Source organism: Mesorhizobium loti CJ3sym, assembly GCF_000472785.1.
GTDB lineage: Bacteria > Pseudomonadota > Alphaproteobacteria > Rhizobiales > Rhizobiaceae > Mesorhizobium > Mesorhizobium loti_E.
In genome coordinates this window covers 239,397-262,254 of record NZ_AXAL01000011.1, presented here as the reverse complement: position 1 = coordinate 262,254, position 22,858 = coordinate 239,397, and the positions used below count along the sequence as shown (strand labels likewise).

General features: G+C 64.1%; 23 protein-coding genes and 1 pseudogene. 9 read left to right on the top strand and 15 right to left on the bottom strand.

The window, feature by feature from the left end; genetic code table 11:
* The coding region (locus tag A3A9_RS0117645; protein WP_027059954.1) for an ATP-binding protein at positions 1-1,342 on the bottom strand (1,342 nt) is incomplete at its 3' end.
* A 95-nt stretch (positions 1,343-1,437) separates the two neighbouring features.
* On the opposite strand from A3A9_RS0117645, the gene A3A9_RS39055 reads away from it, so the two are divergent.
* Positions 1,438-1,863, top strand: a complete 426-nt coding sequence (locus A3A9_RS39055) for a monooxygenase (protein WP_202596388.1) — start codon at positions 1,438-1,440, stop codon at positions 1,861-1,863.
* 59 nt (positions 1,864-1,922) lie between these two features.
* Positions 1,923-2,924 (top strand): NAD(P)H-dependent flavin oxidoreductase, encoded by a 1,002-nt coding sequence (locus tag A3A9_RS0117635; protein ID WP_027059953.1) that lies wholly within the window; start codon positions 1,923-1,925, stop codon positions 2,922-2,924.
* Positions 2,925-3,017: 93 nt separating this feature from the next.
* Here the strand turns inward: A3A9_RS0117635 and A3A9_RS45230 are convergent, their stop codons facing one another.
* The 7 genes from A3A9_RS45230 to A3A9_RS0117600 all read right to left on the bottom strand — a co-directional run bounded on the left by A3A9_RS45230 (position 3,018) and on the right by A3A9_RS0117600 (position 6,974).
* Positions 3,018-3,167: a hypothetical protein gene (locus A3A9_RS45230; RefSeq protein ID WP_152536126.1), complete on the bottom strand. Its 150-nt coding sequence runs from the start codon at positions 3,165-3,167 to the stop codon at positions 3,018-3,020.
* Positions 3,168-3,191: 24 nt separating this feature from the next.
* Positions 3,192-3,515: a DUF2934 domain-containing protein gene (locus A3A9_RS0117625; protein ID WP_027059952.1), complete on the bottom strand. Its 324-nt coding sequence runs from the start codon at positions 3,513-3,515 to the stop codon at positions 3,192-3,194.
* A 308-nt stretch (positions 3,516-3,823) separates the two neighbouring features.
* The gene (locus A3A9_RS0117620; protein WP_027059951.1) at positions 3,824-4,345 is read right to left on the bottom strand and encodes a DoxX family protein; all 522 of its coding nucleotides are present in this window, start codon (positions 4,343-4,345) and stop codon (positions 3,824-3,826) included.
* A gap of 342 nt (positions 4,346-4,687) precedes the next feature.
* Positions 4,688-5,167, bottom strand: coding sequence for a tetratricopeptide repeat protein (locus A3A9_RS0117615; RefSeq protein WP_033838623.1), 480 nt, complete (start codon positions 5,165-5,167; stop codon positions 4,688-4,690).
* A 175-nt stretch (positions 5,168-5,342) separates the two neighbouring features.
* Positions 5,343-6,314, bottom strand: coding sequence for an MBL fold metallo-hydrolase (locus A3A9_RS0117610; protein ID WP_027059949.1), 972 nt, complete (start codon positions 6,312-6,314; stop codon positions 5,343-5,345).
* A gap of 140 nt (positions 6,315-6,454) precedes the next feature.
* Positions 6,455-6,688, bottom strand: coding sequence for a DUF680 domain-containing protein (locus tag A3A9_RS0117605; RefSeq protein WP_027059948.1), 234 nt, complete (start codon positions 6,686-6,688; stop codon positions 6,455-6,457).
* 49 nt (positions 6,689-6,737) lie between these two features.
* Positions 6,738-6,974, bottom strand: coding sequence for a DUF680 domain-containing protein (locus A3A9_RS0117600; RefSeq protein WP_027059947.1), 237 nt, complete (start codon positions 6,972-6,974; stop codon positions 6,738-6,740).
* 474 nt (positions 6,975-7,448) lie between these two features.
* On the opposite strand from A3A9_RS0117600, the gene A3A9_RS0117595 reads away from it, so the two are divergent.
* The 3 genes from A3A9_RS0117595 to A3A9_RS0117585 all read left to right on the top strand — a co-directional run bounded on the left by A3A9_RS0117595 (position 7,449) and on the right by A3A9_RS0117585 (position 12,732).
* On the top strand, positions 7,449-11,558 hold the full coding sequence (locus A3A9_RS0117595) for a Pls/PosA family non-ribosomal peptide synthetase (protein ID WP_033838622.1): 4,110 nt from the start codon (positions 7,449-7,451) through the stop codon (positions 11,556-11,558).
* A gap of 74 nt (positions 11,559-11,632) precedes the next feature.
* Positions 11,633-12,067 carry a GNAT family N-acetyltransferase gene (locus tag A3A9_RS0117590; RefSeq protein ID WP_245279063.1) on the top strand — a complete coding sequence of 145 codons (435 nt, stop codon included), beginning with the start codon at positions 11,633-11,635 and terminating at the stop codon, positions 12,065-12,067.
* Between the two features lie 128 nt (positions 12,068-12,195).
* Positions 12,196-12,732, top strand: coding sequence for a 4'-phosphopantetheinyl transferase family protein (locus tag A3A9_RS0117585; RefSeq protein ID WP_245279062.1), 537 nt, complete (start codon positions 12,196-12,198; stop codon positions 12,730-12,732).
* A 3-nt stretch (positions 12,733-12,735) separates the two neighbouring features.
* Here the strand turns inward: A3A9_RS0117585 and A3A9_RS0117580 are convergent, their stop codons facing one another.
* The 4 genes from A3A9_RS0117580 to A3A9_RS0117560 form a co-directional block, all read right to left on the bottom strand.
* Positions 12,736-13,830 carry a KamA family radical SAM protein gene (locus tag A3A9_RS0117580; RefSeq protein WP_027059943.1) on the bottom strand — a complete coding sequence of 365 codons (1,095 nt, stop codon included), beginning with the start codon at positions 13,828-13,830 and terminating at the stop codon, positions 12,736-12,738.
* A 690-nt stretch (positions 13,831-14,520) separates the two neighbouring features.
* A complete protein-coding gene (locus A3A9_RS0117570) occupies positions 14,521-14,733 on the bottom strand; it encodes a tautomerase family protein (protein ID WP_027059942.1) in 213 nt (70 codons plus the stop codon).
* Positions 14,734-14,763: 30 nt separating this feature from the next.
* Complete coding sequence (locus A3A9_RS0117565) at positions 14,764-15,654, bottom strand: SDR family oxidoreductase (protein WP_027059941.1); 891 nt, start codon at positions 15,652-15,654, stop codon at positions 14,764-14,766.
* An 11-nt stretch (positions 15,655-15,665) separates the two neighbouring features.
* Positions 15,666-16,406, bottom strand: coding sequence for an SDR family oxidoreductase (locus tag A3A9_RS0117560; RefSeq protein ID WP_027059940.1), 741 nt, complete (start codon positions 16,404-16,406; stop codon positions 15,666-15,668).
* Positions 16,407-16,508: 102 nt separating this feature from the next.
* Here A3A9_RS0117560 and A3A9_RS0117555 point away from each other — a divergent pair, with 102 nt between their 5' ends.
* Together A3A9_RS0117555 and A3A9_RS0117550 are read left to right on the top strand one after the other, a co-directional pair.
* Entirely contained in the window at positions 16,509-17,402 is an 894-nt protein-coding gene (locus A3A9_RS0117555) for a LysR family transcriptional regulator (protein ID WP_027059939.1), read from the top strand.
* 94 nt (positions 17,403-17,496) lie between these two features.
* Positions 17,497-19,143: an acyl-CoA synthetase gene (locus tag A3A9_RS0117550; RefSeq protein ID WP_027059938.1), complete on the top strand. Its 1,647-nt coding sequence runs from the start codon at positions 17,497-17,499 to the stop codon at positions 19,141-19,143.
* A 12-nt stretch (positions 19,144-19,155) separates the two neighbouring features.
* Here A3A9_RS0117550 and A3A9_RS0117545 read toward each other — a convergent pair whose 3' ends face one another.
* Positions 19,156-19,605, bottom strand: coding sequence for a hypothetical protein (locus A3A9_RS0117545; RefSeq protein ID WP_027059937.1), 450 nt, complete (start codon positions 19,603-19,605; stop codon positions 19,156-19,158).
* A 122-nt stretch (positions 19,606-19,727) separates the two neighbouring features.
* Between A3A9_RS0117545 and A3A9_RS42700 the strand changes: the two are divergent.
* Positions 19,728-19,859 (top strand): annotated as a pseudogene (locus A3A9_RS42700) (AMP-binding enzyme); the annotation flags it as partial.
* Positions 19,860-19,904: 45 nt separating this feature from the next.
* Here the strand turns inward: A3A9_RS42700 and A3A9_RS0117535 are convergent.
* Positions 19,905-20,837, bottom strand: a complete 933-nt coding sequence (locus A3A9_RS0117535; RefSeq protein ID WP_245279061.1) for an acetylserotonin O-methyltransferase — start codon at positions 20,835-20,837, stop codon at positions 19,905-19,907.
* 327 nt (positions 20,838-21,164) lie between these two features.
* Between A3A9_RS0117535 and A3A9_RS0117530 the strand changes: the two genes are divergently transcribed.
* Positions 21,165-22,139, top strand: a complete 975-nt coding sequence (locus A3A9_RS0117530) for a nucleoside hydrolase (protein WP_027059935.1) — start codon at positions 21,165-21,167, stop codon at positions 22,137-22,139.
* 60 nt (positions 22,140-22,199) lie between these two features.
* Here A3A9_RS0117530 and A3A9_RS0117525 read toward each other — a convergent pair whose 3' ends face one another.
* Positions 22,200-22,811, bottom strand: a complete 612-nt coding sequence (locus tag A3A9_RS0117525) for a TetR/AcrR family transcriptional regulator (RefSeq protein ID WP_027059934.1) — start codon at positions 22,809-22,811, stop codon at positions 22,200-22,202.
* Between the last annotated feature and the right edge of the window lie 47 nt (positions 22,812-22,858).

Here is a 22,858-nt window from a genome sequence, read left to right as displayed (position 1 = left end):
CAGCGAGATGAAGCTGCCACGTGGCAAACAGAGGGTCGAGTGCGCCGAGCCCGTCGTGCGGATCGTCCTGGCGCGTGAACAGGTAGAAAGCCAGCACTTCACCGCCGGGTCCTCGTGCTACGGAAAACCGATGCGGCAAGCGCTGGATCCATGCCTCGATACGTGTGCGCTCATCCGCGCCGTCGCGGAGATCGACGATGTCCAGAATTTGGCTGAAATCATCCGCGCGCGCCGCCTCGACAGGCGGCGCTTCCACTTCCGGAGGAAAAAACGCATTGCGAAGCGCAGGCTGTTCCAGCAGGTGCAGAAGATCGGCCATATGCCGCCATCGCCCGGAGCGTCCCGAACTGCGAAGGTGTTTGACGATCCAGTCAGCCGCGATCTTGCGCCACGATTGATAGCGTTCGGCTTCGACGCCGGAGAGCCAATCGACGATGGCCCGCCGCACCGGCTCGGCGATATAGATGCCTTCCGCGTCGCGCGTCGCGAATGGCAGCGCTTCGACAGCCTCGAGCAGTGAAAGCTCCACCGGCTCGTCGGTTTCCAGAATGGCCGACACAAGGGCCCGGTTTGCGCGACGAACCATGGCGCATGCTTCGACAGCCCGTCGCAACCTGTTATCACCAATGTGGTGCAGGATGGCGTTGGCGAGTTCGCCGGCGTCGCGTGCCGTGCCGAGCGAACCGGTCCGCGCGGCGTGGATCGCCATGTTCAGGCCAAGAGGATGACCAGCGGTCAAGGCCCAGATGCGTTCGGCTGTCTCCGGCAAGAGGCCCGCTGCAGCCACCATCGCATCGCTGTTGGATTTCGGCAGCGCGCCAAGCTTGATGTCGACGAAATAGCGCCCGTAGTCCGACGACCAGGCCGGCGGCGGAACGGCTGCGCCTGCCAATACGAAACGCGTGCTTGCCGGAAGGGCAGGCAGAAGCTCGGCCCGCAGCCATGAACTCGCCAAGCGCCAGGTATCGACATCGTCGATCATCACCACCGTGATCTCCGTGGTGCCGGCCAGCATATCCACCAGATCGGCCACCGTCTTGACGACATCACTGCCAAGCGCCCGGCCCATTGCGGCCAGGATCGTCGACGGGGTGGGTTCCACCGACCCCGCCGCGATCTTGAGCCAACGGACACCGTCCTCCTCGAGGACAGCTTCGAGCGCCGAAACGAGTGCCGTCTTGCCTATGCCGGCGGCGCCATGAAGGTAGATGACGACCGGCCCTTCCGGAGCCGTAACCTGACGCAGCAGCCGCAATTCCGCATCCCGCCCCGCCAATGCGGAACGGCGTCCTTCCCGCATCAGGTCGGCGATCGTACCGAGATCACGGGGCAAGGTTCTCATCGATTACTCATCGGCTCATCATGACCTCATCGAACCGCTCAGTATACCAAGGTCGCATCGAGAAGGGCAGCCGCCGCGGGAAAGGGAAAAAGATCATGAACGAACCGGAAACCGGGGTCGGTGGCCAGACACCCGTCCCTCGCGATCGCATTGCGAGGCGTGCTGACATGCCGGTCGCGCTGCTGTTTCGCTTTCCTTTCCCCGGGCCTTGGGGAGAGGAACTGGCGCAAGCCTCGCAAGAGTTGGCCAGTGACATCGCCCACGAGGACGGGCTGGTCTGGAAGATCTGGCTGGAAAACCGTGAGACCGGCCAGGCCGGGGGCATCTATCTGTTCGAGGCGGCTGCGGCGGCGAACCGATATCGCAGAAAGCATGAACAGCGGCTTGGCGCCATGGGTCTTGGCGAGGTCAAGGTGGATGTCTTCTCGGTCAATACCGGGCTTTCGGTCCTGACCATGGCGCGGGCCGCGCTCGGCCAACCCGGCGCTTTGGAAACCCCTTCGATCGCCATGTCGCCATGACGATCAAAGCCGGGACGGCGCGACATGCGCAGTCCAGATCAAATCAGAGGATACAGACCATGATTTCGACATCCATCACCCGCGACTTTGGACTTGCGACGCCAATCGTCAATGCAGGCATGGCGATGATCGCCCGTCCAGCCCTCGCGGCCGCTGTCTGTGAAGCCGGTGGGCTTGGCACGATCGCCTGCGACATCAACCCGCCCCAGATCCTGCGCGAGCTCATCGGCAAGACCAGGGCATTGACCAAGCGGCCCTTCGGCGTCGACCTGATCGGTGACTTCGTCACCGAAGAACACATATCGGTTCTCGTCGAGGAGCAGGTCGCGCTGGCAATCTTCTTTTGGACCATGCCTGGCTTGGAGCAAGTCGGACGGCTGAAGCAGGCCGGCATCAAGGTCTGGATGCAGGTTGGGCGCGTTGCCGAAGCCGAGCAAGCGGTCGCCCTCGGCGCCGAAGCTCTCATCGTCCAGGGTGCCGAGGCCGGCGGCCACAATCGGGCGGAAGCATCCACCATGACGCTCTTTCCCCGCATCCGCCGACGCTTCCGCGACCTGCCACTGCTTGCCGCGGGCGGCATAGTCGATGGCACGACCATGGCCGCAGCACTCGCTCTCGGCGCCGATGCCGTCTGGTGCGGCAGCCGCTTCCTCGCTTCGCACGAGGCCGAAGCGCACGAGGCCTACAAGGGCCATGTGCTGGCCGCCGATGTCGGTGATACGGCGATCCTGTCCATCTACGGCCCCGAATGGCCCGGTCAGAACATGCGGGTCATTGTCAATGACGGCGCACGTGCAGCACTTGGGCGGGAAGCCCAGGCCATCAAGGATGCGGAAGGGCAGGTAATCGGCACAACCATCCTCAACGGCCAGACAATCCCTCTGCCGCGTTACAGCGCCATCCTGCCGACGCCCGATTTCGACGGCGAGATAGAGCAGGCATGCCTGACGGCGGGGCAAAGTGCGGGCAATATCGACGAGGTTCTGCCTGCAAGCGAGATCGTCCGGCGCATGACTGATGAGGCCGAGTCGGTGCTCCGCCGTCTGGCTGGCATGGCGTAGGCCGCCTGAAGCAGGCGTGATCGCCGGCGGGTTGAGATGAAGCCAATCACGGCAGCATGCGGCGCATAACGATCGCCACCGACAACCGCTCAATCAATGCCGCTTGAAATACTGCACCTCGCGCTCATGCTTCTCCGCCGCTTCGCGGTTATCGAACGTGCCGAGGTTGCGCCGCTTCCCGGTCTTCTCATCCTTCTTGCGCGAATAAAGCCGGTATTTTCCACCTTTCAGTTTGCGGATCATCTCGCTCTCCCCAGTTAGACCAGCTCAGGATTTGCGCCTGGTCTTGAGGCTGCGGGCGGCTTGCTCCGTCGCGGCGCGTTCGCTGCCCAGGCGGTCGATCAGCTCCTGCGCCTCGTCCCCTGAAATGCCGGTGCGCACGGCCAGTTGCTCGACCTCCAGCACGTCGGTGCTGGCGATCTCACGGGTTTCAGGCAGCGCGTCGTCGGCAGTCAGCGGCAAGGCGGCTTCCCTGTCGATCTCCATCGCGGCCTGGTGCCAGTGGCGATCGTGGTCTCCATGCGCCCCGCCTTCGCGTTGCCAGATGGCGTAGGCACGGTCACGGATCTTGTCGTTGCGGTCGTCGGTCATGTCGGTTTCTCCCTTGTGTGAGGGATGAACGCCGAGTTGGTGGGATTGATCCAAAAAATTTGCGTGATTGGTGGAGTGGGTGGGACTGGGCGGGGTTGGCGCCCTACGACGCCCCCCTCTGTCCTGCCGGACATCTCCCCCTCGAGGGGGGAGATTGGCAGCTTCGGCGCCCCGCCAGCTTTACAACTTCGGAGATTGGCGAAAGCCGTGATGACAGCCAATCTCCCCACTAGAGGGGGAGATGGCCGGCAGGGCAGAGGGGGGCGCCGTAGGGCGCTACGGTGCAGGATTGGCCACCTCGCCGCACCTCAAACCGGCAGCCGCACTTCCAGCATGAAGTCGTTCTCCACCGCCAGCAGTGCCGCCACCATCTCCTTGTCGCGCTGGCGTTGCCTGAGATAGCAGGCGATCAGCCAGTCCAGCGAGATCCGCCCGGCGCCGGCGACGGCCAGCACGAACATGCCGCCGGCGATCGCCAGATCCTTTTCGAAATTCAACAGCTCGCTCTGGCTGGCGAAGTTGGTGTGGAACAGCGTGGCGGTTGCCAGGCAAAAGCAGCCGAGCCCGATGGCGCCCAGCCGCGTCAGCACGCCAGACGCCACCGAGAGCCCTGCCCCCAGCTGCAACGCGATGGTGGCGACAAACAGCGGCAGGCCGACGCCTTGCGCGGCCATCGCCTTGGCGGCGCCGTCGAAATGGATGGTCAGCGTCACGCCCTCATGCAGGAAGATGAAGGACATCAGCAGGCGGCCGGCAAGCAGGGTCACATCCCTGATGTGGTATTTCGCGGCGAGGCCGGTGAGCTTCGCGTCGATTTCGGTGAGTGTCATGGGTCAGCCTCCAATTTTTGGGCACAGGCAGGCGCCACGCGCCGGTCCGGCGCGCGCGAATGGCGCTGCGATGTCGGTTGTTCGAAAAGGCCGGAGCCGGTCTGAGGGAGAGGCGCCGGCTCCGGCAATGGGCGCAAGCCATCAGCGCCCGAGGTGTTAATGGGTTGGGTCAGCGCCAAGGCCCCCTCATCCGGCCGCTTCGCGTCCACCTTCTCCCCGACGGGGAGAAGAGACTGGCGCGGGCGCCGGCACCTCCTCTCCCCTCGGGGAGAGGTCGGATTGCCCCGAATTGCTTTTCGCAATTCGGTCTTGGCAATCCGGGTGAGGGGGAAATTGCGCGCCTTACTGCGTCACCTTGGTGTCGATGGCCTTCTGCAGGTCGGCAAGCTCGTCGCAGCCGGCGGGGCATAGTTTCTGCAGCGACGCCAGCTGTTCCTTGGCCTTGTCCATGTCGCCGGTCTCGACATAGAGTTCGCCCAGATATTCGCGGGCCGCCTTGTGGTCTGGCTTCAGCTCCAGCGCCTTGTTGTAGTAGGTCAGCGCGGTGGTGAAGTCGCCGGTCTTGCGCAGCGTGAAGCCGAGCAGATTGTAGACGTCGGCCTGCTGGTTGTCCTGCGCCAGCTCACGCAGATCGGCCAGCGCGCCCTTGTAGTCCTTGGCCGCGATCTTGGCCTGGACGGCGGTCAGGTCGGGCGCGTCGGCGCCCTCGATGTCGTCAACCGCATAGGCCGGCATGATGGTCGCGACGGGAACCACGGTCAGCACGGCAATGGCGCCGAGCAGCCCGTAAAGGGCGTGTTTGCCCAGATAGGATTGTTTCATTGTCTTTCTCGCTTGGGTTGAGTGCTAGCGTTGAGAGACCGTTTCGAAATTCGCTCTGGCGAGTCATATGATGGTGGTTTCGAGAACCGGAGCGCAGCGGACGTTCGGGTCCGTGAGCACCGGAAGCGCAGAAAACGCCTTCAGATGGCCGCCAGAGTAGAGTTTCCAAACGGTCTTAAATTTGAACTGGGGTGAAGCCGTAGGCGCTGCCGTCTTTCACGAAGACGCCGGTGCCGGGGAACGGGAAGTGCGAACCGGAAATGCGGATGTTGTCCGCGATCACCCGGTCGATGATCTTGTGGCGCGTGGTGATGGCCGTCGGCCCATCCTGGTCGTAGCTGCCCTGCCACTCCGGATGCGGCGCGAGAAGGGCTGGCACATACATGGTGTCGGCCGAGATCATCAGCTGCTCCTTGCCTGAGTTGGCGAGGTACACCGAATGGCCTGGTGTGTGGCCGGGGGCCGCGATGATCTGGATGCCGGGCGCCACTTCGTCGCCGTCCTGAACCAGCTTCCAGTTCTTCCATTTCGGGAAGTTCTCGGCGATGCGTTTCCCCGCCGGCTTGCGCCCTTCCGGCAGCTTGGCCAGCCGGCTCGGATCGGTCCACCAGTTATACTCGGTGGCGTTGACGACCAGTTCGGCATTGGGGAACACCGGTGCGTTGGTGCCCTTCTCCATCAGGCCCCAGACATGGTCGGGGTGAAAATGCGAGATCATGATGGTGTCGATCGCCTTGTAGTCGATGCCGGCGGCGGCCATGTTGGCCGGCAGATGCGTGGCGTTGGTCTGCCACTGGCCGACGCCCGAGCCCGCATCCATCATGATCAGTTTGCCGCCCATCTTCAGCACCACGACGGTGAGCGGAATGGGCATGAAGTCGGTGGTCAGTCCCGCCTTGGCGAGCGCTGCCTTGGTGTCGTCGACCGAGACATCCTTGATGAAGGCCGGGTCATGCGGCTTCTTCCAGATGCCGTCGTAGATGGCGGTCACCTCGATGTCGCCGACCGTGTATTTGTAGAAGCCAACGGTCGGCTCCACCAGCAGCCCTGCGAGAGCGGGGCGGGTGAATTCAAGCTTGCCGGCAAGGCCGAAAGCGGCGGCGGCGGCGGCTGATCCAAGCAGTGTGCGGCGTGTCATGCTGAACATGGGGTGGTCTCCTGTGGGTTGCGGGTGGTGGCAAAAGTCGAAAGGCGAGAGATTTCGGGGTGACGGAGGGCCACGCCACATGGCCCTCCGTCCTGATTGCGGATGGGGTCGGGACTCGAGGGAGGTCGCGACCCCCGAACTCAGTTGCCCGGAACAGGCGGGCCGACGAATTCGCCCGCATCAGTCTGGGGAGCGGTCGTCACCTTGGTGTCGACCTTGTCCTGACGCGCCGTGTAGGGGATCGAAGCGGTGGCGTTGCTGTCGACAGCGGCGACAGGCTGGTTTGCCGTGTCAGCGTTGAAATGGTCGCTGCCGGCAAAGGCGCCGGTGGTGGCCAGAAGAATGGCCGCAACCGTAAGAGTGAGTTTTTTCATGGCGATGGATCCTGTTTGTTGAGAGACGCGTTGAAGGCCGGCAGTGCGCTTATCGGCCCCAGAGGCTGTCGCGATTGTGCTGGGCGATGATGTCCTGCACCGAGGTCTGATCCTGTCCGGTCTGGACCTGTGCGTCGGCGCTGTTCCGGGGTGCCGTGTAGGGGATCGAGGCCGTGACGTTGGTGTCGACGGAAGGCTGGTTGCCGCCTTCGAAATGGTCGCTGCCGGCAAAGGCAGCACTCGAGGCAAGCAACATCGCAGCCACGCTGAGAGCGAGCTTGGTCATTTCCAAAAATCCTTGTTTCGTTTCTTCGGGTGGCGGGCCGGTTTGGCCCCGCTGATGACAAGACCCGGAGTGACCCTGCTTTATTCCCGGCGGTCGTGAGATTTTTTCGAAAAGCGCGAAATTCGCGGTCGCGGACTCACGAAACAGCCAACGGGCGGGAGCGCCCAGACACACTTCAGAAACAATATTCAACAGTTCGGAAAAACTGGTGAAAAGATCGCATGGCATAAGCACCCTGCGACAGTTCCGGAATATGTGAAGACGGCGCGGTCGAGATTGTGATAAGCGCCCGGCCAAAAAGGGGTCAGGCGGTCAGGGATTGCCGGTCGCGGTTGCGGATTCTTCCGTTTTGGAAGCGTCAGTCATTCCGCCTCCATCAACAACGGTTAACAGCGGCAGAACAGCCGGCAATGCATGCTTCAGCGGCGGCACGATGTGCCTGTCGCAATATCGATAGGACGGGAAGTTTTGGAAATGGATCACGGTCTCGATATATCAGCACTCGACAGGGACACGGCACGGCCAGGCGAAGAGCCCGAAACCGGGCTGGCAACCGTCGATGCGCTCATCAGGAGTGCCCAGCGGTCCCTGGCCGCGCACGGCCAGGTCCTGACCGGCGCCGATTTCGCCCGGGCGGGTCAGCCCGGTGAGCGGCTGGACAAGGTCTTCGAGCAACTCGCCCAGACATACGCCTCCTTGCCGGCGGTGATTTCCGAGGGCCGCAGCTGGACCTATCAGGAGCTGGACCGCAGAGCCAACCAGTTCGCGCGCCTGCTGGCCAAGCGCGGCGTGAAGCCTGGCGACCGCGTCGGGCTCATCCTCGACCGCTCCGCGGAAACCTATGTCGCCCTGCTCGCCGTGGCCAAGGCCGGTGCCGCCTTCGTGCCGCTGGCCACCGCTTTCCCTGAAGAGCGCATGGCGCTCATCATCGACGACGCCAATGTCAGCCTGATCGTCACCATCGCCACCTATGCGTCACGAGCCGGCCAGCTGCCGGTGCCGCATCTGTTGATCGACAGCGCCGCCGCCGAAATATCAGCCCAGTCCAGCGCGCCGCTGAAGCCGCACAAGGGGCTGGCTGATGACATCTGCTACATCCTCTACACGTCGGGCACGACCGGCAGGCCGAAGGGCGTGGCCATCCGCCACCAGAGCTTCGTCAACTTCATCCGCGTCGCCGCCGCGTCTTACGGCTACAAGCCTGGCGATCGCGTCTACCAGGGCATGACCATCGCCTTCGACTTCTCCTCCGAGGAGATCTGGGTGCCGTTCGTTGCCGGCGCGACGGTGGTGCCCGCGCCCGGCCAGATGCCGCTGGTCGGCGAGGAGCTCGCGGATTTCCTGCGCCACCACGCCATCACCTGCATGGCCTGCAGCCCGACCCTGCTGTCGTCGATGACATCGGATGTGCCCAGCCTGCGCACGCTGCTGGTCGGCGGCGAAGCCTGCCCGCACAATCTGGTGGTGCGCTGGTCCAGGCCCGGCCGCAACATCCTCAACACCTATGGCCCGACCGAAGCGACGGTGACGGCGACGATGGGCGAATTGACGCCGGATCGTCCGGTGACCATCGGCGCGCCGCTGCCGACCTATTCGATCGTCATCCTCGATGCTTCGCTGCCTCAGCTTGCCGAGCCTGGCGAACTGGGCGAGATCGGCATTGCCGGCATCGGCCTGGCCGTCGGCTACCTCAACCGGCAAGATCTGACGGAGCAGAAATTCATCGCCGATTTCGTCGGCCTGCCCAACAACCCGTCGAAGCGCATCTACCGCACCGGTGACCTTGGCCGGATCAACGATGACGGCGAGATCGAATATGCCGGGCGCATCGACACGCAGGTGAAGATCCGCGGCTACCGCATCGAACTGGGCGAGATCGAGGCCGTGCTGCTCGACCAGCCTGCCATAGCGCAGGCCGCCGTCACCACCTGGGAGATCGAGCCCGGCCGCGTCGAGCTCGTCGCCTATTATGCGGCGAAGGCAGGCCAGCCGGCGATCTCGCGCGCGGACATCGCCCAGGTGATGAAGCGCCGCCTGCCGGATTACATGGTGCCCTCCTATCTGGAGGAACTGCCCGCGATCCCGATGACGGTGTCCAACAAGGTCGACCTTCGCCAGTTGCCGAAGCCGACCAGCACCAGGCTTTCGGCCGACCGCGCCATGGTGGCGCCCGCCAATGACGACGAGCGTTTCCTGGCCGACGCGCTGGCCGCAGTGCTGAAATTCGAGGAGGTGTCCGTCGAGGACAATTTCTTCGACGATCTCGGCGCCAACTCGCTGCTGATGGCGCATTTCTGCGCCCGTCTGCGCACCCGGAAGGAATGGGCGACGACGTCCATGCGCGACATTTATCTCTATCCGACGGTCGCGCGCCTGGCCCAGCATCTGGCCATTCCAGGCGAAATGACAACGGCGACCTTCGAGCCAGTGCTGACCCGCCGCGCTTCGAACCTTGTCTACTGGACCTGCGGCATGGCCCAGCTGTCGTTCTACCTCGCCTACAGCTATGTCGCGCTGTGGGCGATCAACACCGGCCTCAACTGGGTTTATGACGCGCTCGACGAGCCGCTGCAGCTCTACGTCAGATGCGTGGCGCTGTCGGCCGGCGTGTTCTTCGGCATGTCGGGCTTTGCCGTTGCCGCCAAATGGGTACTCATCGGCCGCTGGAAGGCCGAAGCGTTTCCCATCTGGGGATGGCACTACTACCGCTTCTGGGTGGTCAAGACGCTGATCCGCTCGGCACCCGTCGTGCTGTTCCGCGGCAGCCCGCTCTACAGCATGTATCTGCGGCTGCTCGGCACCAAGCTCGGCCACAACGCCGTCATCGAATCGCGTTCCGTGCCCGTCTGCACGGATCTGATTTCGATCGGCGCCAACACCATCCTGCGCAAGGAATCGATGATCCTCGGCTATCGCGCCCAGGCCGGCTACATTCACACCGGGCCGCTGACCATCGGCCGCGATGCCTTTGTCGGCGTCGGCTCCACGCTCGACATCGACACCTCGATCGGTGACGGCGGCCAGCTCGGCCATTCATCCTCGCTGCAGCGCGGGCAAAGCATTCCGGACGGCGAGCACTGGCACGGATCGCCGGCGGTGCCGACCACGGCCGATTATTGCAAGGTGCGCAATGTGAACGCCTACGAGGCGCGACGCTTCCTCTATGAAGCCGTCCAGCTGGTGCTGCTGTTCGCCATCATCACCCCGCTGCCCCTCTTGTTCCACAGCTATTGGGAATATGTCGGTGACGACTATCAGGAGACGATCGGTCTGGTCGCCATTGGCACGACCGTCACGCTTTTCGGTTATGTCGCGATCGCCTTCTTGGCCGCCACCGTGATACCGCGCCTGTTCAGCCTTATCCTGAAGCCCGGCCGCACCTACACGCTCTACGGTTTCCGCTACTGGCTGCAGACCGTCTCCGAATTCTCCAGCAACTCGCGTGTTCTAGGCCTGTTGTTCGGCGACAGCTCGGCCATCGTCCACTACATGCGCGCCATCGGCTGGAACCTAAACAAGGTGGTGCAGACCGGCTCCAATTTCGGCTCCAACCAGCAGCACGAAAACCCGCTTCTGTGCGAGATCGGCACCGAGACCATGGTGTCGGACGGCCTGTTCATGATCAACCTGCACAAATCCGCCTCCGCATTCCGGCTCGAGCCGACGCGGATCGGCGAGCGCAACTATCTCGGCAACAACATCTACTATCCCCCGGATGGACGCACGGGCGACAACGTCCTGCTCGGCACCAAGGTGATGATCCCCATCGACGGACCGGTGCGCGAGAATGTCGGGCTTCTCGGTTCGCCATCCTTTGAAATCCCGCGCATGGTGAACCGCGACAAGGAGCTCATCGCCGGCGTCGACGAGGCCGACCGGCGCAAGCGCATCCCCTACAAGAACCGCCACAATCTGGTGACGATCCTTCTGTTCATGGCCACGCAATGGGTCATGCTGTTCGTCACGCTGGCGATCTGGGACCGCGCGCTGAACTATTATACCGAATGGGCCGAGGTCGCGCTCTTCGTGGCGGTGATCCTGACCTCGATCATCACCATTCCGTTCTACATCTTCGTCGAACGGGCAAGCCTTGGTTTTCGCCGGCTGAAGCCGCGGATAACGACGATCTACGACGTCGACTTCTGGCGCCACGAACGCCACTGGAAGCTGGCGGATTCACCGATCGTGAACCTGTTCGCCGGCACGCCGTTCCGGCCGATGATCCTGCGCCTGCTGGGCGTCAAGGTCGGCAGCAGAGTCTATGACGGCGGCGCCAATTTGACCGAGCGTTCGCTGGTGGAGATCGGCGATGACGTGACGCTGAACGAGGGCTCGGTCATCCAGGCCCATTCGCTGGAAGAAGGCGCGTTCAAGTCCGATTACATCCGAATCGGCGATGGCTGCACGCTTGGACCGTCGGCGTTTATCCATTACGGCGTCGTGATGGGCAAGGGATCGATGGTCGATGCCGATTCCTTCGTCATGAAGGGCGAAGAGCTGGAACCCAATACGATCTGGCGTGGCAACCCGGCCAAGCTGCACCGGTTTGTTGAGCCGATCACGGATGACGGCTCCAGGGCCTGACATCAGGTCCCGATCTTATCGGAGGCAATTTGACAGAGCGATCCGGAAGCACAATCGACATCCGGATCGCCCCGGTGAATCAGGCCAATCGCGCTTTGGTCGCCTCATTACAGCTGGCGCCGGAGCAGGTGGGTTTCGTCGCCAGCAACGAGGCGTCGCTGCGCGAGGCCAGATCCGACCGCGACGCGCGCCCGCGCGTCGTCATGGCCGGGGACCGGGTCGTCGGGTTCCTGATGTATGAGGCGCCACGCGACGAAGACGAAGCGCGGATCTACCGCTTCATGATCGACCGCGCCTGGCAAGGCAGAGGCTACGGCAAGGCCGCCTTGCGTGAAGTGCTGGACGAAATCCGGAGGCTCGGCCACATCAGGCACGTTTCCATCTGCTATGAACCCGAAAATGAAGCGGCACGGCAGCTCTATCGCACCGCCGGTTTCGTCGAGGAAGGGCTGGACGAGGACGGCGAAATGATCGCCGACCTCGCCCTCGCTGCATCGACCGGCCGATGACGCCTCCCGCAAATCCGCCGCCCCCAGAACTGGCCGACGAAACCGCGCTTGCGCAGGCGCTGGCCGCCATTGCCCCGAATGGGGTCCGCACTGGATGCCGGCTCATACGCGAAGGGGATGAGGCTCACTTGCTGCCCGATGAGGCGCACTCCATCCCCGCGCGCCAGCCAGCCATGCGGCGCGCCAGCGGCGCGGCGCGCTGGATCGCGCGCCTTCTGCTGGCCGACATCGGCGTCACCGATTTCGCCCTCCTGCGCACCCCATCCGGCGCGCCCGCATGGCCCGGCGGGATCACGGGTTCGCTCGCGCATGATGACGACATGGCCATTGCGGCGGTTGCAGAGATTGGTCGGATCCGCTCGCTCGGCATCGACGTCGAGCCTGCCCTGCCCCTGCCCGACGACATTTTCGCGCTCGTTGCTAGTCCAGGGGATCGGACGGAGACGGTCGACCGGCATCTTGCCGGCCGCATCCTGTTTGCCGCCAAGGAAGCGGTCTACAAGGCAGCCTATCCACTGGACCGCAAGGTGCTGGGCTATGAGGATATCACTGTCGACCTGAACACAGGCCGCGCGACGACAACGACGGGTCATAGCGCCGGCCTCGTCTACTGCATTGCCCCGCGTGTGGTGGTGTTGGCGTTTGTCGATGGAGATGCGCGCTAGCGCCTATTCGCCCACCACCTCGGTGTAATCCCTCACCGCGCCATCCAGCCCGCGAATGCGCCAGCTCTCCCCGTCCCGTCCCTCGATAGGACACGATCCCAGCGGAACCTTGCCGCCGCCTTCCGGCAGGTCGAGCACATAGACGGGATTGCAGATGCCCGACAGCCGTGCGCGCAGCGCCTCCACCAGCGCCTGGCCCTGCGCGATCGTGGTGCGCCGATGCGCCATGCCGCGCGCGAGGTCGCCATGGTGCAAATAATAGGGTTTGACGCCCAGCCGATACATCAGCTCTCGGCAAAGCTCCTCCAGCACCTCGATGCTGTCGTTGACGCCCTTGAGCAGAACGCTCTGGTTAAGCAGCACGAAGCCCGCCTGCCGCATCGTCCGGCACGCCACCTCGGTGGCGTCGGTGATCTCGCGTGCGTGGTTGAAGTGGGTGACGACCGTGACCATCAGCCGGCCCTGCAGCGCCTCGACCAGCCCGGATGAGATGCGCGAGGGCAGCGCCACCGGCACGCGGGTGTGGATGCGCAACAGCCGCACATGAGGAATCGCCTCGATGCGCGCGACGATTTCGGCCAGCGCGTTGTCTGGCAGCGACAGTGGATCGCCGCCGGTAAGGATCACCTCGCGGATTTCGGGATGATCCGCGATATAGGCCAGCGCCGGCTCCAGCGCCTCGCGCGTATAGCCGCGCCCGATCGAGGTCAGCGATTCCTTGCGGAAGCAGAACCGGCAATAGACGGCACATTGATAGGTCGGGAACAACAGCACTCGGTCGGCATGGCGATGCGTCAATCGCGGCTCCGGGCTGAACGCATGGTCGGCGATCGGGTCGCCAAGCTCACCCTCCGTTTCCACCAGTTCGCCCAGTGACGGAATGACCTGCGCGCGGATCGGATCGGCCGGGTCGTTCCAATCGATCAGGTCGAGATAGGCTTTCGGCGCGCGCACCTTGTGGTGCGCGGCGGCAGCTTGTGCGGCTGCGCGCTCGGCTGGCGACAGCGGCAAGCGGTCGAGGTCACGGACATGGCGCACGCCCTGGCGGACATCGTCCTGCCAGTCGGGGGAACGGGTTGCGTCTTTGAGGTCGGTCATTGCAGGTCTCGGGCTGTTCGCGCGAACCTATCGTCCGGATGGTCGGCGCGGTCAATGGCGTTGCCAGATGCGGATTGTCGCCCTCTGGTTCCTTCGCGTGCTCCCTCTCCCGCCGGACAATCGTCCAACGAAGCGGGGCAGTGGCGGTGCGAATTGTGGACGAACTATTGACTTCGAAACGGGTTCGCGTGCCAATATTCCCAAAATCTCGGGGGTGGGAACGTCGATGAAGAGAATTTACGTCAAACCGGTGCTGGCAAAGCGCCAGAAACTGTCGGCCGTAACGGCCCAGGTCGGCAATTCCAACGACTCCCAGGCGCCTGAGAGCAGCACCTGAACGCAGGCTGGCAAGACGCGAAAAGCTGGGCTCCCTACCCTCCCCCTTGTGGGGGTCCGAAGGAGGGGCGAGACCCGTGGCTAGCCCCGGCGGAGGTCCGGGTGGGAGTGCTGGCGCAGACTTTGCAGAAGCTGGTTCCCTCCCACTGCGGACCGATCAGCAAGCGAGCAAGACAGGTGGACAACCCGCGGCTGCCCACCTGGCCCCCGCCTGATGCATGTCGCCCCAAAGGGGGCATCGGAGTTCAGGGAACCGACATGCATCGAAAGGATACCGGCAAGCAAAGTGAACGTTACGGCAGGCGGGGACCAGTCGTCATATGACGACTGTCGCGATGGAGGCTTGTTTTGGCACTACGCCTTGGCGCGATAGGCTTCCGGCACCACGAACACCTCGTCTGCACGGCCATAACCGCCGTCTGCGACTTCCTCCACCAGCACCATCGTGGTGGGCCGCACGCCTTCGCCGAAAAAGTCGACGAACATGGCTGTGGTTCGATGGATGAGGTCTTCCTTCTGCGCCCTGGAGAGGGCGGCCTGCGGCATCTTGATGTTGGCGAATGGCATGATCGTTTCCTTTCTGTTGAGGGTCGGATTTCAGGCTTTGGGATGGAGCAGGTCGGCAAGGCCGATCCGTTCCATGAATTGCGCGCGCACGCGGTCGGCAACGCCGTTGACGATCACGGCGCCGTCATCCGAAGGGTCGATGTGAACGCGAAACGGGCGGCTGCCGTGCGGCATGGCGACGAGGTCGACGATTGCCGCCGCGATCTCGGCCGGATCGGCATCCGCCGGCTCGAGGGACGCCAGCCCCTTCAACACCTGCTGGTCGACACCGGCGTATGGGCCGGACCAATAGAGGCCGGCGCGCTCGGCATCGGCGGGCGCTGCTGCGTGGTGGAAATGCTCCGTGCCCCTGGTGAAGGCGCCCGGCACCACGATCGTCGTCTCGATGCCGAAGCGGGCGAGTTCAAGCGCATAGCTTTGCGCCAGCGCATCCATGCCGGCCTTGGCGGCGAAATAGGGCGCCAGGAAGGGCGGCGTGCCGCCGCGCGTGCTGCTCGAGCCGACCCAGATCATCTGCGCCCGGCCAAGAGACCGCATATGCGGCAGGGCGGCGCGGTTGACACGCTGCGTGCCGACGACGTTGACGTCATAGAGCTGCGTCAGCTGTTCGGGCGAGAAGGACTCGGCCGGGCCGAACCCCATATGCCCGGCATTGTGGATCAGCACGTCGAGCTGGCCGGCTTCACTGACGATCTGCCGGATTGCCGCCTCGGCCGACGCATCGGAGGTGACGTCGAGCGCGATGGTCTTCAGCGCCACGCCCTCGTCACGAGCGAAGTTTTCCATCTCGGCTACCGCAGCACTACGCGCCGAGGGGTCGCGCATCGAGGCATAGACCGTGTGGCCTTCTCTTGCCAGCGCACGCGCCGTCATCGCGCCAAAGCCTGAGGAAGCACCGGTGATCAAAATTGTCTGTTTCATGGTCATTTCCTTCAGATGACGCCGCCATTGGCGCGGATGATTTGTCCGTTGACCCAGCCGCTGTCCGGTCCGGCCAGGAACGAGACGACGCCGGCAATGTCGTTGGGCTGGCCGAGCCGGCCGAGCGGGCTCATCTTGGCCGTAGCCTCGATCTGCGCCGCGCTCTTGCCGTCCGTGAACAGCGCCGTCTCGACCGGTCCTGGCGCCACCGCATTGACGGTGACACGGCGCGCGCCAAGCTCCTTGGCAAGGATATGCGTCATCGCCTCGACGGCCGCCTTGGTGGCGGCATAGACGCCGTAGCCCGGCTGGTAGAGGCCGACGACGCTCGAAGAGAAATTGACGATGCGGCCGCCATCGCGCAGGCGTTTTGCGCCTTCGCGCATGCCCCGGAACACGCCGCCGAGATTGATCGCGACCTGCGTGTCGAACGCGGCATCGTCGGTCCCGGCGATCGGCGACAGCTTCATGATGCCGGCATTGTTGACGAGGATATCGACGCCGCCGAACGCCTTCTCGCCGGCATCGAACAGCGCGGCAATGCCGGCGGGATCGGCGATATCGGCCTGCACGGCGATCGCCTTGCCGCCTTCGGCCTCGATCGCGCCGACGACCGCTTCGGCCTCGGCACGGCCCCGTGCATAGTTGACCACGATGGCGATGCCGTTGCGGGCGAGCCGCTGTGCGATCGCCGCACCGATGCCCTTGGAGGCGCCGGTCACGATCGCGGTTCTGGTTGGATTGGATGTCATGGAAGTCTCTCCGTTTGTTGATGACGTGGATATACACTTCGCCATCTTCCGGATAATCAGCCGCCTCTTGACATCACTATTCGAAAACTGCGAACAAATGGCATGGATCGCCTGGATACGATGCGGCTCTTCGTTCGCGTGCTGGAGCGGCGCAGCTTCACCGCTGCCGCCGCCGGTCTCGGCCTGCCCAGGTCAACCGCGACGGAGGCCATCCACCGCCTCGAAGAACATCTCGGCGCGCGGCTGCTGGAGCGCACGACGCGGCAGGTGAACGCCACGCAGGACGGCGAGGCCTACTATCAACGCTGCCTGTCGATCCTGGCCGAGATCGAGGATGCGGAAGCCGCCTTCCGCAAGGCAGAACCCTTCGGCCTGCTGCGCATCGACGCCAGCACGCTGCTCACCCGCACCTTCCTGCTGCCGCGCCTGCCGGAGTTTTTGGCGCGATATCCGCGCATCGATCTGCAGATCGGCCAGAGCGACCGGCTGGTCGACCTCGTGCGCGAGGGTGTCGATTGCGTCATCCGCGTCGGCGAGCCGCCCGACAGCGGCATGATCATGCGGCGGCTCGCCATGATCCGCGAGATGACCTGCGCCAGTCCCGCCTATCTCTCTCGCCACGGCACGCCCGCCTCCCCCGATGCGCTTGACGGCCACCAGGCAATCGGCTTCGTTTCGTCGCGCACCGGCGAGGTGCTGCCCTTCGAATTCACCGTCCGTGGCAAGACGCGCGAGATCCGACTGCCCGGCCGCGTCGCCGCCAACAATTCCGACACCGCCGCCGACCTCGCGCGGCTCGGCCTCGGCCTCATCCAGGCGCCGCGCTATCGCTTCGAGAGGGACCTTGCCGACGGCACGCTGGTTGAAGTGCTGGCGGACTTTCCGCCCTCGCCGACGCCGCTGTCGGCGCTCTACCCGCAGAACCGGCAGTTGTCGCCACGCCTGCGCGTCTTCCTCGACTGGGCGGCGCGCATTTTCGCCGAGGCGAACCTTTAGCGACGGCTCCGCCGTTGCCCATTGGACGCATCCGGTGTCATTGTTGGCGCGACAGCGCGCCATGGGGAGATGGGCGCCGCCAGGGAGGACTGACATGACCGGCTTGCCGCTCTACGAGGACGCCATTGCGGCCTTTCGCATCGAGGATGAGATCGCCAGGCTGCAAGGCGACCCGGCGACCGGCATCAACGCCTATGTCGAATGCTGCGGCCGCCATACCGGCCAGAACCGGCTGGCGCTGCGCGCGATCTCGACCAGTGGCGAATTGCGAGAATTCAGCTTCGACGACCTCGCTGATATGTCGGGCCGCGTCGCCAACCTGCTCAAGGCAACCGGCGTCGGTCCCGGCGATGTCGTCGCCGGCATGCTGCCGCGCATCCCCGAACTGGTGGCGCTGATCCTTGGCACCTGGCGCATCGGCGCGGTCTACCAGCCGCTGTTCACCGCCTTCGGCCCCAAGGCGATCGAACACCGCCTCGGCTACAGCCGGGCGAAGCTGGTGGTGACCAATCCGGCCAATCGCGGCAAGCTCGACGAGATCGAGAACGGACCGCCGATCGCCATCATTCTTGGTGTCGGCGACGCCTTGCCCCCAGGCGACATCGATTTCCGCGCCGCCCTCGCCGCCGCCTCGCCCGATTGCGAGCCCGTCATGCGCCGGGGTGACGACCTGTTCATGATGATGTCGACTTCGGGAACAACGGGCCTGCCCAAGGGCGTGCCGGTGCCGCTCAGCGCCCTGCTCGCCTTCGGCGCCTATATGCGTGATGCGATCGGGCTTCGGCCCGACGACATCTTCTGGAACATCGCCGATCCGGGCTGGGCCTATGGCCTCTACTACGCCATCACAGGCCCGCTGCTGCTGGGCATCGCCACCACCTTCAACGAGGGCGTCTTCACGGTCAAAAGCACCTACGACGTCATCGAGCGGCTCGGCGTCACCAGCCTTGCCGGTTCGCCCACAGCCTTCCGCCTGCTGCTCGCCGAAGGGCCGGAGGCAGCCGCTGGCATCAAGGGCCGCCTGCGTGTGGTGAGCAGCGCCGGCGAGCCGCTCAACCCGGAAGTGATCCGCTGGTTCGACGCCCATCTCGCCGCGCCCATCCACGACCATTACGGCCAGACCGAGAACGGCATGATGGTCAACAACCACCATGGGCTTTCGCATACCGTTCGCACAGGCTCGGCCGGCTTCGCCATGCCGGGGTACCGCATGGTGGTGCTGGACGACGAAGGCCGCGAGCTTGGCCCCAACCAGCCCGGCATCCTCGCCGTCGACATCGCCAACTCGCCGCTGCGCTGGTTCGACGGCTACCACCAGGAGCAGACGCCGGCGATATCAGGCGGCTACTACCGCACCGGCGACACGGTGGAATACGAGCCCGACGGATCGGTCTCCTTCATCGGTCGTGCCGACGATGTCATCACCTCGTCCGGCTATCGCATCGGCCCCTTCGACGTCGAAAGCGCGCTCATCGAACATCCCGCGGTCAACGAGGCCGCCGTGGTCGGCGTGCCCGACCCGCAGCGCACCGAAATCGTCAAGGCCTTCGTCATCCTGGCGCCGGCGTATCAAGGCAGCCCCGAGCTCGCCGAGGAACTGGCCCAGCATGTCCGCAAGCGGCTCTCGGCCCACGCCTATCCGCGCGAGATCGATTTCGTCGCGGAACTGCCGAAGACGCCCAGCGGCAAGATCCAGCGGTTTCTGCTGAGGAAGGCCGAGGTGGAGAAGCGGAAGGGCTGAGGCGAACGAGCCTCAGTTAGTAGGGAATTGCTCGGCTTCCCAGTCGAATGTTGCGCGGCGCATGAAAACCTCCAAGGCTTCAGCCGCGGCAAGCCTCAGCCGCTCCCAAGGCTCCGTTGCTATCACTTGCTCTAAAGGTGGCAACATCTGGGGCGTGTCTTCAGCGGCGCTGTTCAAAACGGCCCGATAGTCTCGAAGCGCTTGCTGCTCCTCGATGGAGAAAACAGGCTCGACATAATGTTCGAGAATTCTGTCGGACGCATAGTCATCCCATTGATTGAAGGCCTCGTTCGGGATGTGAACATACGGGACCGTGGCTTGATATCTACGCTGTTCTTCATGGGACGACACCCACTTGAAGTAGCCGATGAGATAGTTTCGATAGCGCTGATTCAGAAGAATGTCTGAGATAGGCTGTTCTGCGCTTTCGGGCGTTTCCAAATTGTCGACATCGTCCGTCATCGATAAGCCCATTTGCTTTTCCGAGCGGCTAACACTATGCCACGAGCCACGCTAGGCACCAGCCTTCACTGGCCTCTGTGCGGGTGACGCTGCCGCCTCGATCGATCGAGCACCAGAACTTTGTCCGCAAGCGGCTCTCGGCCCACGCCTATCCGCGCGAGATCGATTTCGTCGCGGAACTGCCGAAGACGCCGAGCGGTAAGATCCAGCGGTTCCTGCTGAGGAAGGCGGAGGTCGAGAAGCGGAAGGGCTGAGAGGGCCGCACCTTCAGGCGACCAACTCCATGCCCACTCTGATCGTCAGCCGAGGCGCCCACGAAACAAGGTGGTGCCGTCCGTCAGGCGCGACCTGGAGATATCCTTGAAGCCAGCCTCGGTCATCCACGCGCGATACTGACCTTCTGTGTAGGATTCGCCGTGGCGATAGAGGTTCAGGAAGGTGAGGTTGAGAAAGACCCCCTCGGGCGGGCCGAGGCGGTCGTCATCGACGACACCCCACCCCGCGATTGCGAGCTCGCCGCCTGATGTGAGGCAACGCGCGGCGTTCAGGATCGCACGGCGTGCCTGGTCCGGCGGCAGCACCTGAACGACGGCCTTCAGGATCGCCAGATCGTGCCGACCGATCGATGGCGCGACGGTGATGTCGCCTTCTTCGACGACCACGTCATTGGCGCCGTATTCGGCCAGGATATCCGGCGCGACCGCTGCAACCGTTGGCAGTTCCATCAGCGTCGCCGCAATCCGTGGCCACCGCTCGCGAAGGCCGACGAGAATGGTCCCGGCGCCGCCGCCGATATCGATCACCGAACGAATAGCCGATAGGTCCAGCTCGCGGGCCAGGTTTCGGCCGAAAATCACCCCGCCCGGTGCGAGCATGCGGCTGAAGGCCGCCGCCGCCTCGGGCCCCGCTTCGGAAAAGTCGTGCAGCGCGGCGGGCCGGTTCTGTCGCAGCGACTCCGCGGTCAAGAGGTCGGCTCCCCAGAGCTCGCGCAGCAGCGCATGATCGCCGCCGCGATAGGTCGGCCTGGATGCGTCGAGGAAGGCCGACGCTTCGGCACCGTTGCGAAATTGACCATCCTTGACGTCGAGGAGACCGATGCTGGCCAGCGCATAGAGGAGCCGCGACAGACGATCGGGCTCGACGTTGAGCGCGGCCCCAAGGCTGTCGGCTGTCGCCGCATCGCCAGCGAGCCGGGTGAAGATGCCAAGCTCCAGCCCGGCGCGAAGCGCCAAGGCGGCGGGCACCGCCGCGATCAGCCTGTCGATCCGATCAGAATCCACCATGCCGCGTCCCCTTCCGCGACCCTGGAACGACTTCGAAGCAACTCCCTGGGATTAGAACCATCGTTCTGCGGAAAGTGAAGACAAAATCATTGTTTCGAGCGACCGACACGAAGACGCAACGAGGCGGCCGTGGTCGGAGTGCCGAGGTGGAGAAGCGGAATCGGGTCCACGCGGAGGGCCGAGTGGCTGCAGATCGGTCGAGCACTGGAACTTGACTGCTCGGACGCCCCAGCCTCTTGTCGCGGACAGGTTCGGCCGGCAAGGGAGGTGCCCACCATGGAAAAGATCATTCTCGACTGCGACCCCGGGCATGATGACGCCATCGCCATCCTGCTGGCGGCGGGCAATCCGAACATCGACCTGCTCGGCATAACAACGGTTTCGGGCAACCACAATGTCGAGAACACCACGCGCAACGCGCTTTCCGTATGCACCGCCTATGGCATCAAGGTGCCGGTGGCGAAGGGCTCGCCCGGCCCGCTCCTCATCGACCAGGTGCTGGCCGTCGAGATCCACGGCGATACAGGGCTCGACGGTCCCGTGCTGCCGCCTGCTTCGTTCGACCTCGACAAGCGGCATGCCGTCGACTTCATCATCGACACCGTCATGGCGCATGAGCCGAAGACGGTGACGCTGGTGCCGGTCGGCCCCTACACCAACATCGCGCTTGCCGTGCGCAAGGATCCGCGCATCGTCAGCCGCGTGAAGCGGGTCGTCGCGATGGGCGGAAGCTACACGCGCGGCAACATCACGCCGGCGGCGGAGTTCAACGTCTATGGCGACCCGGAGGCAGCCGACGTGGTGTTCCGCGCCAATTGGGACGTCACCATGGTGGGGCTCGACCTCACCCACCAGGCGCTGGCCACCCCGGACCTGCAAGACAGAGTGCGCGCCATCGGCGGCCCGATGGCCAAGTTCATCCTCGATATCTGGGAGTTCATAGCGACCACGCATGGCGGCCTGCTGCAGATCCAATATCCCGCCATCCATGACGCTTGCTGCGTCGCGGCGATGATCGACCCCACCGTCTTCACCACCGAGAAGGCCGACATCCGCGTCGAGCTTGCCGGACGCTGGACCAAGGGCATGACAGTCTGCAATTTCGAGAAAATGGGCGGTATGCACCATTTCGGCGGCACGGCGAGCGAGCAGACCGACTTCCGCCACACCGTGGCGATGAAGCTCGACCATGCGAAGTTCTGTGATCTGATTGTCGATACGCTGGAGCGGTTGGTCAGGCAGAAGGGGTGATGCAGGCTTTGTCGGTGCGCTTCAGCATGAAGCACGACATCAACCCCCTGGCGCCGCATTTCACCGCCTCGACAGTAGGACCAAGTCGGCCGCTTCCTCGGCGTCTTTCAGAAGCGTCTTGCGCGGCATGCCCATCTGCGCACGCATGGTCAGACCGCGCGACAGGTCGAGGACCTGGCTCGAACGCGCGGATACCGGAAAGTCGGACGGTACCTCTCCCGTGCTAATCGCGTCGTAGAATCGCCGTTCTACCAGCGCCATACCGCCAGCTACGGTGTCCTTGAGGAACTGCCGGACCTCGGCATCGTCCACGAGCGGAGCAACGCACAGCAGAAGACACCCCGGCGCTTGTCCTTCCTCGGTCGCACTTTCTACGGCGTGCCTCAGGAAGCCGGCGAGCGAATCGCGAAGAGTCGCCGGCGAGAAGAGCGCCTTCGCGGCGCGGGCGCCCTTCGCTTCGGCATAGGCCCGAAGGGCACGCAGGAATATGGCCCGCTTATCTCCGAAGACGGAATACAGGCTTGGCCGTCCCACACCCATGCCTGCGACGAGATCGTCAATGGTCACTCCGTCGTAGCCTTTCGACCGGAATACCCGGGTCGCCTTTTCCAGCGCGTCCTTCTCGTCGAAGCTACGGGGGCGTCCACGAGGCCTCTCAGCATTTTGAAACATTTAGTTCTAAATTCCTTGACCCTTATCTTTGCACCAATATATAACCG

Coding starts and splice junctions, on each gene's coding strand:
- A3A9_RS39055 (WP_202596388.1), top strand. CDS start 1,438: ATGAACGAACCGGAAACCGGGGTCGGTGGCCAGACACCCGTCCCTCGC.
- A3A9_RS0117635 (WP_027059953.1), top strand. CDS start 1,923: ATGATTTCGACATCCATCACCCGCGACTTTGGACTTGCGACGCCAATC.
- A3A9_RS45230 (WP_152536126.1), bottom strand. CDS start 3,167: ATGATCCGCAAACTGAAAGGTGGAAAATACCGGCTTTATTCGCGCAAG.
- A3A9_RS0117625 (WP_027059952.1), bottom strand. CDS start 3,515: ATGACCGACGACCGCAACGACAAGATCCGTGACCGTGCCTACGCCATC.
- A3A9_RS0117620 (WP_027059951.1), bottom strand. CDS start 4,345: ATGACACTCACCGAAATCGACGCGAAGCTCACCGGCCTCGCCGCGAAA.
- A3A9_RS0117615 (WP_033838623.1), bottom strand. CDS start 5,167: ATGAAACAATCCTATCTGGGCAAACACGCCCTTTACGGGCTGCTCGGC.
- A3A9_RS0117610 (WP_027059949.1), bottom strand. CDS start 6,314: ATGTTCAGCATGACACGCCGCACACTGCTTGGATCAGCCGCCGCCGCC.
- A3A9_RS0117605 (WP_027059948.1), bottom strand. CDS start 6,688: ATGAAAAAACTCACTCTTACGGTTGCGGCCATTCTTCTGGCCACCACC.
- A3A9_RS0117600 (WP_027059947.1), bottom strand. CDS start 6,974: ATGACCAAGCTCGCTCTCAGCGTGGCTGCGATGTTGCTTGCCTCGAGT.
- A3A9_RS0117595 (WP_033838622.1), top strand. CDS start 7,449: ATGGATCACGGTCTCGATATATCAGCACTCGACAGGGACACGGCACGG.
- A3A9_RS0117580 (WP_027059943.1), bottom strand. CDS start 13,830: ATGACCGACCTCAAAGACGCAACCCGTTCCCCCGACTGGCAGGACGAT.
- A3A9_RS0117570 (WP_027059942.1), bottom strand. CDS start 14,733: ATGCCATTCGCCAACATCAAGATGCCGCAGGCCGCCCTCTCCAGGGCG.
- A3A9_RS0117565 (WP_027059941.1), bottom strand. CDS start 15,654: ATGAAACAGACAATTTTGATCACCGGTGCTTCCTCAGGCTTTGGCGCG.
- A3A9_RS0117560 (WP_027059940.1), bottom strand. CDS start 16,406: ATGACATCCAATCCAACCAGAACCGCGATCGTGACCGGCGCCTCCAAG.
- A3A9_RS0117555 (WP_027059939.1), top strand. CDS start 16,509: ATGGATCGCCTGGATACGATGCGGCTCTTCGTTCGCGTGCTGGAGCGG.
- A3A9_RS0117550 (WP_027059938.1), top strand. CDS start 17,497: ATGACCGGCTTGCCGCTCTACGAGGACGCCATTGCGGCCTTTCGCATC.
- A3A9_RS0117545 (WP_027059937.1), bottom strand. CDS start 19,605: ATGACGGACGATGTCGACAATTTGGAAACGCCCGAAAGCGCAGAACAG.
- A3A9_RS0117530 (WP_027059935.1), top strand. CDS start 21,165: ATGGAAAAGATCATTCTCGACTGCGACCCCGGGCATGATGACGCCATC.
- A3A9_RS0117525 (WP_027059934.1), bottom strand. CDS start 22,811: ATGTTTCAAAATGCTGAGAGGCCTCGTGGACGCCCCCGTAGCTTCGAC.